The sequence below is a fragment of the Streptomyces antioxidans genome (assembly GCF_000968685.2).
GTDB lineage: Bacteria > Actinomycetota > Actinomycetes > Streptomycetales > Streptomycetaceae > Streptomyces > Streptomyces antioxidans.
This window is the reverse complement of the sequence record NZ_LAKD02000118.1, coordinates 67,376-81,998: the sequence shown is the minus strand read 5'-3', so window position 1 is coordinate 81,998 and position 14,623 is coordinate 67,376. Positions and strand designations below refer to the sequence as shown.

The window sequence follows — 14,623 nt, the reverse complement described above, 5'->3', positions numbered from 1 at the left end:
ACTCCGGGGTGAGGGGGTGGGGCGGCTCCGGGGTGGGAGAGGGTCGGCTCGGTTGCTCCGGTCGACCCGGGTCGGCACCGGTTCAGCCTCGGTGTCGGCCACCAGGCGGCTCCGGTCAGCCCCTGTTCAGCCTCGGTCGGCTCCGGTCAGCCCCGTGTCAGCCCCGGTCGGCCCTGCCACGGCGCTCGGTCCTGCCTCGGCCCGTGGTTCAGATGTGTTTCTCCAGCCAGGTCAGCAGGTCCTGCTGGACCTCGTCCCGGTTGGTCTCATTCAGGATCTCGTGCCGGGCTCCCCGGTATCCCTTCCAGGTCAGCTCCCGCGTGCCGCCGTAGCGGAAGTCCTCCAGCAGTTCGTACACGAGCGTCATCCCCTGGTTGCACGGGTCCTCGGTGCCCACCGCCATATGCACCGGCAGCGTGGCCGGGACACGGGCCTGGTGGCGCGGGTCGTTGACCTTACGGACGCCGCGGACCCAGTCCTGGGACAGCCCGGCGCTGAACGCGAAGCCGCACCGTTCGTCCCCCGCGTACATGGCCACCTCCGCCGCGTCGCGCGAGAGCCACTCGAAGCCCGTCCGGTCCTGGATGTGCTCGTACGGGTCGTTGAACGAGGCGAAGAGGTTCGGAGTGAAGGTGGACTGGCCGTTCCGGCCCCCTTCCGCGATCTCCTGGGCGATGCCCGCCAGCGCCTCCTCGGTCTCGGTCCCCGGGAGTGAGCGGAAGGTCCCGGAGAGGATCAGCCCGGCCAGCTCCTCGCCGTACTCCTGGGCACAGTCGCGGGCCAGCATCGAGCCCATGCTGTGGCCGAGCAGGACCAGGGGCGCGCGGGGGTGCGCGGCCCGCGCGCGGTCGCCGATGGTGCGCAGGTCCGAGACGATCGCCCGCCAGCCGTCGCCGTCCTCGCCCACGACGCCGAGGCCGCCCGTCGAATCGGCGGTGGCCCCGTGGCCGCGGTGGTCCGAGGCGACCACCGCATAGCCGTGTGCGGCGAGGAAGCGGGCGAACCGGTCGTAGCGCCGGGCGTGTTCCGCGGCGCCGTGGGCGATCTGGACGATCGCGCGCACGGCGCCGTTCTCCGGCAGCCAGCTGTAGGTCACGACCCGCACGCCGTCGGGCATGGGCAGATGGTCGGTGCGGTGGGTGATACCGCCGTCGGGCATGCCGTCTCATCTCCTTGCTCGGATCACTCTGGTGCGAACGGAAGCCCACTCTCCCTTTGCCGGGCCCGCAAGCCAAGGGCATCGACGCGGTCCTGTCCTCCGGGGCGCGGGGTGTGTAACGATCAAGCGCTTGGTACCGCGTATCGACTGCCGATCCATACAACTCCCTCTCTCCAGGAGGACCGTTGGACTCGCACGACGCCTCGCTCTCCGCCAGCTCCCCCAGCTCCACGAGCTCCCCCAGCTCCATCGACTCCGCTGGCTCGACCGGCGCTTCGGGTTCGCCCGACTCCCCCGAGTCGGACGGCTCTCCGGGGTCGCCCGCCGCAGCGGATGTTCTCGCCCTGTCGCGGCGGCGCTTCCTGCAGGCCGCCGCTGTGGGGACCGCCGCTGTGGGGACCGCCGCCGGCGCTGCCGCCCTGCCCTTCGAGGCGGCCGCCGCCGCACCCGCCCGGGCGGGCTCGCTCTCCTTCACGGCCGCCACCAACGGTGCGGCGACCCTCTCCCCGTCCGGCGACCGTCTGATCGCCGAGGTTCAGAACGTCCTGTGGTCGGTCACCCGTAAGGGCGGCGAGGCCGTCGCGCTCACACCGGCCGACCTGGAGCCCACCCGGCCGGTGTACTCCCCCGATGGAAAGCTGCTGGCCGTCTGCGCCTACCGGGGTGGCGGATTCCATGTCTGGACCCTGCGGCCCGATGGTTCCGGTTTGCGGCAGCGAACGGATGGCCCGTGGGACGACCGCGGTCCGGCCTGGTCGCCCGACGGCACCCGGATCGCCTTCGCCTCCGAGCGCGGCGGCGACCCCGTGGCGGGCAGCCCGTACCGGATCTGGGTGCTGGAGGTGGCCAGCGGTGAGCTCACCCGGCTCACCGGGGTGGACGGCCAGGAGGGGCCGCTCCAGGACGGCGCCTGGGAGGACTTCGACCCCACCTGGTCCGCGGACGGCGAGCGGGTGCTGTTCGTGCGCGGTGCGCTCGACGGGACGACGCTGAACGCCCGTACGGTCGCCTCCGTACGGGCCGACGGCACCGGACCCGTCACCGTCGAGCACACCGATCCCACCGCCGCCGCCCAGGTGATGACGCCGTCCGTATCCTCCGGCGGCCATCTCGCCTATCTGCGGACCACGGCCGCTCCCGCCGCCTCCTGCACGCTGGTCGTGGGCGGGGAGCCGCTGGCGGTCACGGGGGATGTGCAGCCCGTGCCGCCGCGCTGGGTATCGCGGGATGAGCTGCTGCTCACCGTGGACGGGCGGTTCCGGGTGTTCCGGGTGTCCTCGGCGACACGGTCAGGCGCCGGTGCGGATGCCGACCGTAAGGCGCTCGCGTACGAGGAGATCCCCTTCTCCGCCACCCTCCCCGTCGACCGGCCCCGGTACCGCGTCAAGCGGTACGACTTCGACGGTGGCGGGGTGCGGCCGGTGCGCGGGGTGCATCTGCCCGCGCTCTCTCCCGACGGCCGTAAGGTGGCCTTCGCCGCCCTCAACTCCCTCTGGGTCGCCGATGTCTCCGGCGGCCGGGCCCCGCGCCGGGTCGTACGGGCGGCCCCCACCCGGTATCTGCTGGCTCCCACCTGGACGCCCGACGGACGCGCCCTGGTGTACGCCGACGACCGCGACGGGCTGCTGGCCGTGCGCCGCCGGGACCTGGCCTCGGGCGCGGAGACCGTGCTGGCCTCCGGCGGCCGGGTGCATCCGGCACTCTCCCCCGACGGCAAGCGGCTCGCCAGTGTCGACATGTCGGGAAACCTGGTCCTGCGCGATCTCGACGCCGGTACGGAACGGGTGCTGGCCGCGCCGCTGGGTGCCGGAGGGCTGCCCGGGCGGCCGAGTTGGTCGCCGGACGGTCGCCATGTCGCCCTGTGCGATCGCAATCGGCTGAACCAGCGGTTCCGCGAGGGCTACAACCTGATCCGGGTGATCGACATCAGTACGGGTGCGGCCAGGCAGCACGCCGTCGCCCCGCACACCTCCCTCTCCGACCGCTATGACTCCGGGCCGGTCTGGTCCCCCGATGGCCGCCATATGGCGCTCATCGTCGAGTCCGCCCTGTGGCTGCTGCCGGTAAGGGCGGACGGCACCCCCGATGGCGCGCCGCGGCGGCTGACCGACGAGGCCGCCGACCATCCCTCCTGGTCCGGGGACTCCCGTAGCGTCCTGTATCTGTCGGCGGGCCGGTTGCGGCTGCTGGACGTCACGAGCGGCGCCGCCCGCACGGTCCGTATCCCGCTGGACCACCGGCGGCCGCGCCCCGCGGACACCGTCGTCCACGCCGGACGGTTCTGGGACGGCACCGGCGGCGAGGGCGGCCACCCCAGTGGTGACGGCCGTAAGGGCGGCACGGCTCGTAAGGGCGGCACGGTCCGTGAGGACGTGGACATCGTGGTGCGCGGTGGACGCGTCGCGGCCGTGGAGCCGCACCGGGCCGGGCGGCCCGCGAAGCGGCGCGTCGACGCCTCCGGCCGCACCGTCATCCCCGGGCTGTGGGACGCCCACACCCACCCCTGGCAGTACACCTACGGGGGCCGTCAGACCGCCCTCCAGCTCGCGTACGGCATCACCACCGCGGTCTCCCTCGGCGGGTTCGCCTATGAGCAGGCGCGCCTCAGGGAGGCGGTCGCGGCGGGCGCCCTGGCCGGGCCGCGGCTGCTGGCCACCGGCGAGCTGCTGGACGGGCCGCGCGTCGCGTACAGCATGGGCCGGGCGCATCGCACCCGCGAGGGTCTGCGGCGCTCCCTGGCGCGCGGTGCCGCGCTCGACTGGGACTTCGTCAAGACCTATGTGCGCGCACCGGGTTGGATCATGGAGGAGGCGGCCCGGTTCGCGCATGAACGGCTCGGCGTGCGCACCGGCAGCCATCTGTGCTCACCCGGCATACAGCTCGGGCAGGACCTCACGACGCATCTGCAGGCCACCCAGCGGCTGGAGTACGGGCACGCCACCACGGCGACCGGGCACTCCCAGCAGGACCTGACGGAGATCTACACCGCGACCTCCGACTTCCGGCTCATCGCCACGCCGTTCACGGCCTCGCCCCTGGTCGGGGCGGACCCCTCGCTGGCGGAGGACGAACGGGTCACCCGGCTGATGCCGCCGTGGGACACCGCGCTCGTACGGCAGCTCGCCGGGACGCCGCCGACCGCGGACGAGCTGACCACGCTGCGCACGGAGATCGGGGTCTACCGGCGGGTCCTCGCCGGGGGCGGGGTGGTGGCCCTGGGGACGGACCAGCCGCTGGTGCCGGTGGGCCTCCATCTGCACATGGCGCTGCGCGCCCTGCACCGGTTCGGGCTGTCGCCGGAGGAGGCGCTGCGTACGGCGACCGTCCTCCCCGCGCGGGCCTTCGGCGCCGACCGCGATCTGGGCACCCTGGAGGTCGGCAAGCTGGCGGACCTGACGGTCGTGGACGGCGATCCCTTCACGGACTTCGACACGCTGATACGGACGGTGTCGGTGCTGCGGGGCGGGGTGCCGTACGAGCAGCGCGACCTGGTCGAGTCCTTCCCGGGGGCCGGTGCCGCGGCGGCGCCGCACGGGAAGTCGGCCGATGAGTGGCTGGAGGTGGGGCGGCAGCTGCGGCGCGACTCCTGCTGCTCGGTGGACTGAGGGCGATGGCGGGGGCGGAGCGGGGCGGGGGCTTCGGCCCCGGCCCCGCTCGGTCCACGTCCACGTCCGCGGCCGCGTCCGGGCCTGCCCGGCGCGCCCGGCCGCCCGCCCCACCCGGCCCGTCAGCGGGGAACGTCGATCCTGGCCAGTGCTCCGGTCTCCAGGGCGCACCACAGCGCGCCGTCGTGCGCGGCGATGCCGTGCGGTTCGCAGTCGGCCCGGGGCAGGTCGTACGCCGTGATCCGGCCGTCGGTGGTGATGCGCCCGACGCCGCCGCGGCCCCATTCGGTGAACCACAGCGCCCCGTCGGGGCCGCTGGTGATGGCGTGCGGCCGGGCCTGGCGGTCGGGCAGCGGGTACTCGGTGACGGTCCCGTCCACCGTGATGCGGCCGATCTGCCCCGCGCCGATCTCGGTGAACCACAGGGCGCCGTCCGGCCCCTGGGCGAGGCCCACCGGCGCGGCGGCCTCGGTCGGCAGGGGGTGGGCGGTGGTACGGCCGTCCATGGTGATCCGGCCGATGGCGTTGCCCTGGTTGAGGGTGAACCACATCGCGCCGTCCGGCCCCGCCGCCATGGCGGACGGGAAGCCTTCGGGCGCGGGGTACTCGGTGATGTGGCCGTCCATGGTGATCCGCCCGATGCGGCCGGCGGCCGACAGGGTGAACCAGAGGGCGCCGTCCGGGCCCGCGGCGATCCCGTACGGCCCGCCGTCGGCGGTCGGCGGGGCGAAGGAGGAAAGCGTGCCGTCCACCGCGATCCGGCCGATGCAGTGGGTTCCGTATTCGCTGAACCACAGGGCGTCATCGGGCCCTTGGGCGATCATCATGGGCTTCGTTCCGGCGGAGTGGACGGTGATCCGGCCGTCGGCGTCCCTGCGGCCGATCGCGCCCTGGTGGACCAGGGTGTACCACAGGGCACCGTCGGAGCCGCCGGTGAGCGCGTAGGGGCCCGCGTCCGGGCCGCTGACGGTGAAGACGCGCACCGGGTCGGCGAGCCACCGGCCGATCCGGTCCAGCAGCACCTCGCCCGGCTCGGAGAGCTGGAAGGCGTGCGGCATGCCCTCGTACTCCTCCAGGCGCACGCTGACCCCGGCGGCGTCGGCCGCTTCGGCGAAGCGGCGGGCGTCGTCCAGGAGCACCTCGTCGGTGCCGACGGCGATCAGCAACGGCGGCAGCCCGTGCGGATCCCCGTACAGCGGCGACTGCGGGGCGTGGTCGGCGGGCGCGTCGGCCAGGTACTGGGCGACGATGGAGCCGAGCGCGGCCCGGCTCATGACGTCCTTACCGTCGTTGTCGGCGATCGACGCGCCCTTAAGGGCGAAGTCGGTGAGGGGCGAGATCGCGATCGCGGCACCGGGCCGCGGGCCTCCGGTCCGCTGGATCTCCAGCAGGGCGGAGAGCACCAGCGTGGCCCCGGCCGACTCCCCGGCGAATACGACCTCGGCGGCCGGGACGCCCTCGTCCAGCACGGCGCGCCAGGCGGCCAGCACGTCCTCGAGCGCCGCGGGATAGGGGTGCTCGGGGGCCAGCCGGTAGTCCACGCGCAGGGCCGGGCGTCCGGTCGCCTTCGACAGCCGATAGGCCATCGTCCGCTCGGCCTCGGGCATCGTGCGGGCGAATCCGCCGCCGTGCACGTAGATCACCGCGCCGCCGCGGGCGCCGGGCGCGCGGACCCAGTCGCCCCGCACCTCGGCGTCCTGCGGCAGCGGGGCGGCGATCAGCGCGTCAGGGCGGTCACGGACCGCTCGGGCCGCCTCGGGCGCCATGGGAACAGCGATGGCGTTCAGCAACGGTCCTCCGTCGTGGTCGTGGGTGGCCGGGCCTCGCGGGGGCAACCGGCTCATCGGGAGACCGGGCTCATCGGAGCAACGGGCTCATCAGGGAGCCGGGCCGTCTCCCCCGCGAGGAAAAGATATGCCGGAGGCAAAGTTAAGGCCATCGCTTTTCCGGCGCATCCGCTTTCTTGGCCCTGCGGCGCACCGTTCTCGCCGCCGTCGCCGGCCGCGCACGACCGCGCACGGGCCTGAGGCCGCCACCGGCCACCGTACAGTTACCGCGCCGCCGAGAGCGCAGCCGTAAGGACGCCGGGCGCCTCCGCCAGCGAGGGGCCGTACCAGGTGAGGTGGCGGCCGCTGACCAGGGCCGCCGGGAGGCCGGGGAACGCCTCGGGGCCGTCGTCGGCCGTGAAGCGGTACGGCTCGTCGGGCAGCACCACCAGATCCGCCTCCCGCGCCGTCAACTCCTGGATCGGGATCCGGGGATAGCGCTCGGGGTGCGCGCTGTAGAGGTGCCGTACGCCCAGCCGGGCCAGGACGTCACCGGCGAAGGTGTCCCGGCCGAGCACCATCCACGGACGCCGCCACACCGGTACGACGGCGTGCCGCACCGGGCCACCGGCCCGTACGTCCGCCCAGGCGGCCTCGGCCGCGTCCAGCCAGCCGGGCCGGGCCAGTCCGCAGCCGCGTACCAGGACCCGCTCCAGCTGGCTGAACGCCTGCTCCAGGGTGCGCACTTCGGTCACCAGGACCTCGAGACCCGCGGTACGCAGCGCGGCGAGGTCGGAGGGGCGGTTCTCCTCCTCGTTGGCGATCACCAGATCGGGGGCGAGCGCGGCGATCCGGGCGGTGTCGGGGTTCTTGGTGCCGCCGATCCGCTCCGCGGTGAGGCCGGGCGGATGGGTGCACCAGTCGGTCGCCCCGGCGAGCAGTTCGGGCGCGGTGGCGGCGACGGCCTCGGTGAGCGAGGGCACGAGGGACACCACGCGCCGTACGGGGGTGCGAGGGCTCATCGCCCCACCGTACGGCGCCATGGCTCGTCTCCGGGCACGACCCCGCACCCGGCCGCCCCAACGCCCACGCCCATACGCCCGGCCGCCCCTACGCCGCCTCCGGCAGCGCCTCCCACGGCCAGACGGTCCGGCCGCCCCGGGAGTCGCCGCGACCGTCGCCGCGGCCCTCCGACAGCAGCCCGACCATCGTGAACAGCTTGTCGCTGAAGCCGCCGATCTCGTACCGGTTCGGCCGACCGGTGTCGATGGAGGTGGCGGCGTAGCCCGTGGTGTTGACGCCGAACACCGGCACCCGCGCCGGAACGGCCTCCGAGACCGGCACGGACCGGCCCCGGCGCGGCTCCGCGAACGCCTGCATATCCGAGACGATCACCACCCGGTCATGGCCGCGGTAGGACGCCCGCAGCGCCGCACCCGTCTCCGTGCCGTGCCCGACCTCGCCGATCCGCGCGCAGAACGCCTCGATGTCGCGGAGCACCGAGCCGCCCGGGGTCAGCCGGTGGCCGAAGTACCCGGAGGCGAAACCGACCAGGTCCACCTCGCAGCCACGGTGCGCGAGCGCGGCCCCGAAGAGCGCGCCGACGTCCACGTGGCGCACCTGGGAGCGGCTTGAGACCTGTGTCTGCATCGAGCCTGAGGTGTCGACGAGGACGAGGGTGCGGCCCGGCAGCGCCGGGACGGCCGCCGTGGACGCGGTCAGCGCCCGGTCCAGGGCGTGGCCCCAGCGCAGCGACGGCGCGGCCCGGTACGCGGACAGGAAGCGGTACGGGAACTGGCGGGAGCGGGCCACCTCCGCCGGGTCGGCCAGCCGCTCGGCGACCCGCTCGGCGACCGCGTCCGGCAGCCCGGCCTGGTCGAAGTTGCGCAGATTGCGCAGCAGTGCCATATAGCCCATCGAGGGCAGCACGGCCTGCCAGGCCCGCGCGTCCATCGGCCCCTGCAGCCAGCCAGCAAGCGCCTCCCACGTCATGCCCGCCGTACGGAGCGCATCGGCGGCGTCCGGCCGCTCCAGCACGGCGCGCCGCTCCCACTGCGGCAGGGCCGTCAGCCGGGCGCGGGCGCGCAGGGTGCGCAGCGAGACCGGGGGCGCGGCGTCCCGCTGGTGGCGGCGGTCGATGGCGTGCCGGAACAGCTCGCCCTGCCACGGCTTGTCGGGGTCAGGGGCGGCGTGCACCCGCTCCAGGACGTCGGCGAAGCGGAATCCGTGGCTCTCGGTGTCGTACTTGAGCAGCGAACGCTCGGAATACAGGCGCCGGACGGCGTCGGCGAGGCCGCGCTTGACCGGCTTGGGCAGCGTGCGTCCGTGGTGGGTGGTCCAGTAGCCAAGGAACTCACCGGGCTCGTCGGCGCGCAGGCACGCGGCGTCGACGATGGGGCGGTTGCCGCCGTGCAGCCCGGCAGCGAGACGTGCCGCGACGGCCTCGGCGGCGGCGACGAGCGACGCGGTACGCATCAGGGCCTCGGCGCGCAGCCAGCCAATGAAGCGGGCGGTCCAGTCGGCGTCCTCGACGGCGACCGTCCGGACGAGGGCGCGGAAGCGGTCGTCGCGACCACCGGAGCGCCCGTCGCGGTCCCCTGAGGACTCGTCACGGCCATCGGAGGGCTCGTAGAAGGTCTGCTCGCCGACCATGTTCACCACGGCCAGCAGGACCAGTTCGGACTTGCTGTCGCGGGTGACGGCGCCGCCGCCCTCGTAGGTGGTCGTCGTGGCCCCGGCGCGCCGGAAGACGCGGTTGAACTTGGTCATGCGGTCATGCCTCTCCCCCGAGCGGGCATTGGGAGGAGGCGGCGCACCGGTGCACCGGCAGCGCCTGAGGTCGAGAGTGGGCGGCGGACTGCTCTGGGAAGGAAGTAACCGCGGCCCGCGCACCAGGCGCTCCGATGCCGTGCGCGCGCCTCCCGAGATCACAGTCGACGACGGTGTGTTTCCCACCCCGCGCTGGGCGGGGTGTTTCAGGAATCGAACCCAAATCGACCGAAGTAACCGTCGTCTTCGCACCGGGAGGTGCGTTCACGGATACGACAGTAGGGGCCCGCCTCCTCCGCCGTCATCCGGTTTTTCCGCCCGGCGCGGCACGGCCCGAAAAGCCCGCACAGCACGACACCGCGGCCCGGAGCGTGCGCTCCGGGCCGCGGTGTCTGTGGTGCGGACGGTGGGTCAGGAAGCCACCGGCGCCATCTTGTCGACGATGCCGGGGTGGGCGTCAATCCACTTCTGGACGCCCTTCTCCTCGTTGCCCTTACCGGCGTCCTGGACGGCCTGCTCCAGGCTCGCCAGGTCCTTCTCGGTCATGTGCCACTTCTTCAGCCACCCGTTGAACTCGGGGAACTTCTTCGGGAAGGACTTGTTGGCGAGGGTGTGGAGCTGGTTGCTGGCCCCGAACGCCTTCTTGGGGTCGGAGAGTTTGGTCAGCTTGTACTTGCTGTAGGCCCAGTGCGGGGTCCACAGGACCACGGCCACCGGCTCCTTCTTGGCGTACGACCGGTCCAGCTCGGCCAGCATCGCCGGCGAGGAACCGTCACTGACCTTGTACTCCTTGTCCAGGCCGTACTCCTTGAGCACCTTGCCCTTCAGGAGCTTCATCTCACCGGTCCCCGGCTCGATTCCGACGATCTTGCCGTCGAAGGTGCTGGCCTTCCCCTTGAGGTCGGCGAGCGACTTCACGTCCTTGACGTAGGACGGCACGGCTATCTCCAGTGAGGTCTTGTCGTACCACGACCCGACGTCGACCAGGTTCTTCTTGTACTTGTCCCAGTACTGCTTCTGGGCGACCGGCAGCCAGCCGTCGAACTCGACGTCGACCTGTCCGGTACTCATTCCGGTGAACATCGAGCCGACGTCGTACTGCTTGATCTCCGGCTTGTAGCCGCGCCGCTCGAGGACGTTCTTCCACAGGTAGGTGGTGGCGATGTCCTCGTCCCACGGGAAGTAGCCGATCATCGGCGCGGCGCCCGCTTCCTTGCCCTTCTGGTCGGCACCGCCGGGCACCGGGGCGAGCTTGTTGGCCATGCCCGGGTTCTGCTTCAGCCAGGCGCGCACGCCCTGCTGCTCCTTGCCCTTACCGGCGTCCTGGATGGCCGACTCCAGGCTGGTGAGCTGCTTCTCGTCCAGCTTGAAGTTCTTGATCCACTTGGCGACCTGGGGGTTGTCCTTGGAGAAGCCCTTGCGCGCGAGGGAGTCGATGCGGTCGCCCTTGCCGAAGGCGCCCTTGGGGTCCTTCAACTTGGTGAGCTTGTACTTGTCGTACGCCCAGTGCGGGGACCACAGGGTGACCGCGATCGGCTCCTTCTTGGCGTAGGAGCGGTCCAGCTGGGAGAGCATGGCCGCGGTGGAGCCCTTGACCAGGCTGAAGTTCTTGTTCAGCCCGTAACCCGGCATGACCTTGTCCTGCATCAGCTTCATCTCACCGGCACCGGGCTCGATGCCGACGATCTTCTTCTTGAAGGTGCCGGACTTCTGCTCGAGGTCCTCCAGGGTCTTGACGCCCTTGACGTACGAGGGGACGGCGACCTCCAGGGAGGTGGGGCCGTACCAGGAGCCGAGGTTCTCGAGCTTGCTCTTGTACTTCGACCAGTACGAGGCGTGGGTGGTGGGCAGCCAGGAGTCCGTCTCGAAGTCGATGTTGCCCGAGGCCATACCGGTGTACAGCGCGCCGACGTCGTACGACTGCACCTTGGGCTTGAAGCCGCGCTGCTCCAGGAGTTCCTTCCACAGGAAGGTGGAGGCGACGCCCTCGTCCCAGTTGATGTAGCCGATGTTGACCGACTGGCCCTTGCCGACGTTGGCGGAGACCGTGGGGCCCTCGTCGTCGTCGCCGAAGATGCTCATGCCCCCGGCGACCAGCGCCAGGACGACGACGCCGACCATGGCGACGGAGGTCGCGGGGCGCCAGTGCAGCACCTTGAGGCCGCTGAGCGACTTGGCCTTCTCCTTGGCCAGCGCGCGGCGGGCCAGCGGGGAGACGCGCTGATTGAGCGCGCTGGTCATCCGGTCCAGGTACATGGCCAGGATGACCACCGCGATACCGCCCTCGAAGCCCATGGCCACGTCGACGGAGCTGATCGCCTGGAAGACGGTGGAGCCCAGGCCCTCGGCGCCGACCATGCCGGCGATGACGACCATGGACAGCGCCAGCATGATCACCTGGTTGACGCCCGCCATGATGGTGGGCAGGGCCAGCGGGAGCTGGACGCGCAGCAGGGTGCGGCGCGGATGGGTGCCGAAGGCGTCGGCCGCCTCGACCAGTTCCGCATCCACCTGCCGAATGCCCAGTTCCGTCATGCGGACGCCCGGGGGCATCGAGAAGATGACGGTGGCGACGACACCGGGGACCACCCCGAGGCCGAAGAAGAAGATGCCGGGGATCAGGTAGACGAAGGCGGGCATCGTCTGCATGAAGTCCAGCACCGGGCGGATCACGGCGCTCACCGCGCGGTTGCGCGAGGCCCAGATGCCGAGCGGCACCGCGAACACGATGGTGATCACACCGGCGACCAGCACCAGTGCGAGGGTGTTCATCGCCTCGCCCCACAACTCGATCGAGTCGATGAGGGCGAATCCCAGGAAGGCGAGCACGGCGGGCAGCAGCCCGCGCAGCCACCAGGCGAGCAGCGCCAGGATGCCCGCGAACAGCAGCGGCTCGGGGCCGCTGAGCACCGTGTTCAACCCGTCGTACATGCCCTGGACGACGCTGGAGATGAAGTCGAAGAGCCAGCTCAGATTGTCTCGGAGCCAGTTGACGCCGGAGTTGATCCAGTCGCCGAGCTGAAGCCTAGGCACCGGTGATCACCTTCTTGGTGGTCTCGGGCGCGTCCGGAGTGCCGTCGGACGGCGGCTGGGCCCCATCGGGCCCGCCGTCCGGGTCGCCGAGGGCGGCGAGCAGCCGGGCGCGGGTGACGACACCGGTGAGCGCGCCGTCGTCGTTGGTGACGGCGACCGCGACTCCGCTGCGCGAACAGGGCTGGAACAGCTCGATGATCGGAGTGCCCTCGGTGACGGTGGCGGGGGCGGCGGCCAGCACGTCCTGCGCGGTGCGGAGCGTGGTGCCGTCGTCGGTCTCGGTGCCCAGCACCTCGTCCGGCTCGGACATGATCGCCCCGGCGGTGAGCACCCGGCTGCGGTCGACGTCCTGGGTGAAGGAGGCGACGTAGTCGTTGGCCGGGGTGACCAGGATGTCCTCGGCGGTACCGATCTGGACGATCTTGCCGTCGCGCATCACGGCGATGCGGTCGCCGAGCCGCATGGCCTCGTTCAGGTCGTGGGTGATGAAGACGATGGTCTTCTTGAGCCGCCGCTGGAGCTGGATCAGCTGGTCCTGCATATCCCGGCGGATCAGCGGGTCCAGCGCGCTGAAGGACTCGTCCATCAACAGCATGTCGGCGTTGGTGGCCAGGGCCCGGGCGAGGCCCACGCGCTGCTGCATACCGCCGGAGAGCTCATCGGGCCAGGACTTCTCCCAGCCGGCCAGGCCCACCAGTTCCAGCGCCTCCGTGGCGCGCCGTACGCGCTCGTCGCGCGGCACGCCCTGCACCTCGAGGCCGTACGCGGCGTTCTCCAGGACGCTGCGGTGCGGGAAGAGGGCGAAGTGCTGGAAGACCATGCTGATCTTGCGGGACCGGACTTCGCGCAGCCCCCTGGGGGTGAGCGCGGTCAGGTCGTCGTCGTCGAAGAGCACGCGCCCCGCAGTCGGCTCCAGCAGCCCGTTCAGCATCCGCAGGAGGGTGGACTTGCCGGACCCGGACAGCCCCATGACGACGAAGATCTGGCCCGCCTCGACGGCGAAGGAGGCATCGACGACCGCTGCGGTCGTGCCGCTCGCTCGAAGCTCCTCGCGGTCCGCACCGCCCTCCAGCTGCGCCACCGCCTCATCGGGTCGTCTGCCGAACACCTTGTACAGGTGTTCGGCTCGCAATTTGGCCACATGTACCTCTCAGATCGCACCAAAAAACGACCCGTCACCCCCGCCGGCGGGTCGTGGAGCGGTACGGCATCGGACCGCTGACCGCCGCAATAGTTGAATCACTGAACGGGCTCGCTCCGGCGGCGCGCCTGCCCCGATCGGTCTGGCGTAAACCAAACGGTGATCCAGTTCACATTATCCTCAGGATCAGTGTCAGTGGGGTAGTGCATAGTCAATTTGTGACCCGACGCCTGATGCTCCTCGACACCGCCTCTCTCTACTTCCGAGCCTATTTCGGGGTCCCGGATTCGGTCCGGGCCCCCGACGGCACGCCGGTGAACGCCGTGCGCGGGCTCCTGGACTTCATCGCCCGGCTCGTCCAGGACCACCGCCCGGACGACCTGGTGGCCTGCATGGACTTCGACTGGCGCCCGGCCTGGCGGGTGGCCCTGATCCCCACGTACAAGGCCCACCGGGTGGCCGAGGAGGCCCCGCAGGGGGCCGGGGTGGACCAGGAGGAGGTGCCGGACACACTCTCCCCGCAGATCCCGGTGATCGACGCGGTGCTGGACGCGATCGGCATCGCCCGGGTCGGCGCCGCGGACTACGAGGCGGACGATGTGATCGGCACGCTCACGGGCCGGGCGGCCGGCCCGGTCGACATCGTCACCGGCGACCGCGATCTGTTCCAGCTGGTGGACGACGAGCGCGGGGTGCGGGTGCTCTACCCCGTCAAGGGCGTGGGCACCCTGCAGATCGTGGACGAGTCCTATGTGCGCGAGAAGTACGGAGTCGCCGGGCGGGGGTATGCGGAGCTGGCGCTGCTGCGCGGCGACCCCAGCGACGGGCTGCCGGGGGTGCCCGGCGTCGGCGAGAAGACCGCAGCCAAGCTGCTGGCCGCCCATGGCGACCTGGCCGGGATCATGGCCGCGGTCGACGACCCCGCCGCCGGGCTGACCCCGACCCAGCGCAAGCGGCTGGCCGAGGCGCGGGCGTACGTCGAGGTCGCCCCCAAGGTGGTGCGGGTCGCCTCGGACGTGGCGCTCCCGGCCTTCGAGGCCGCGCTGCCGCGGTCACCGCGCGACCCTGGAGCCGTGGCGGCGCTGGCGGAGCGCTGGGGATTGGGCGGATCTTTGCGCAGGTTGCTGTCGACTCTCGGGGAGTGAGTTGT

The 14,623-nt window shown here is 71.9% G+C and carries 8 protein-coding genes and 1 pseudogene; 2 read left to right on the top strand and 7 right to left on the bottom strand.

The features are described from left to right. Window positions 1-208 precede the first annotated feature (208 nt). Window positions 209-1,159, bottom strand: coding sequence for an alpha/beta fold hydrolase (locus VT50_RS32730; protein WP_079343937.1), 951 nt, complete (start codon window positions 1,157-1,159; stop codon window positions 209-211). 344 nt (window positions 1,160-1,503) lie between these two features. Between VT50_RS32730 and VT50_RS32725 the strand changes: the two genes are divergently transcribed. Then, window positions 1,504-4,764, top strand: coding sequence for an amidohydrolase family protein (locus VT50_RS32725; protein ID WP_046085428.1), 3,261 nt, complete (start codon window positions 1,504-1,506; stop codon window positions 4,762-4,764). Window positions 4,765-4,886: 122 nt separating this feature from the next. Here VT50_RS32725 and VT50_RS40735 read toward each other — a convergent pair whose 3' ends face one another. The 6 genes and pseudogenes from VT50_RS40735 to VT50_RS32700 form a co-directional block, all read right to left on the bottom strand. Next, window positions 4,887-5,783, bottom strand: coding sequence for a Vgb family protein (locus VT50_RS40735; protein WP_420822249.1), 897 nt, complete (start codon window positions 5,781-5,783; stop codon window positions 4,887-4,889). Between the two features lie 33 nt (window positions 5,784-5,816). Beyond that, window positions 5,817-6,530 (bottom strand): annotated as a pseudogene (locus tag VT50_RS40730) (alpha/beta hydrolase); the annotation flags it as partial. A gap of 284 nt (window positions 6,531-6,814) precedes the next feature. Continuing rightward, window positions 6,815-7,552 carry a helical backbone metal receptor gene (locus VT50_RS32715; RefSeq protein ID WP_046085430.1) on the bottom strand — a complete coding sequence of 246 codons (738 nt, stop codon included), beginning with the start codon at window positions 7,550-7,552 and terminating at the stop codon, window positions 6,815-6,817. Window positions 7,553-7,640: 88 nt separating this feature from the next. Next, a complete protein-coding gene (locus VT50_RS32710) occupies window positions 7,641-9,299 on the bottom strand; it encodes a TROVE domain-containing protein (RefSeq protein WP_046085422.1) in 1,659 nt (552 codons plus the stop codon). A 411-nt stretch (window positions 9,300-9,710) separates the two neighbouring features. Next, entirely contained in the window at window positions 9,711-12,332 is a 2,622-nt protein-coding gene (locus tag VT50_RS32705; RefSeq protein WP_046085423.1) for an ABC transporter permease/substrate binding protein, read from the bottom strand. Further along, window positions 12,325-13,440 carry a quaternary amine ABC transporter ATP-binding protein gene (locus VT50_RS32700; protein WP_420822248.1) on the bottom strand — a complete coding sequence of 372 codons (1,116 nt, stop codon included), beginning with the start codon at window positions 13,438-13,440 and terminating at the stop codon, window positions 12,325-12,327. The genes VT50_RS32705 and VT50_RS32700 overlap by 8 nt, the downstream gene beginning before the upstream one ends. A 266-nt stretch (window positions 13,441-13,706) precedes the next feature. On the opposite strand from VT50_RS32700, the gene VT50_RS32695 reads away from it, so the two are divergent. Further along, window positions 13,707-14,618: a 5'-3' exonuclease gene (locus VT50_RS32695; protein WP_046085431.1), complete on the top strand. Its 912-nt coding sequence runs from the start codon at window positions 13,707-13,709 to the stop codon at window positions 14,616-14,618. The last annotated feature ends 5 nt before the right edge of the window (window positions 14,619-14,623 follow it).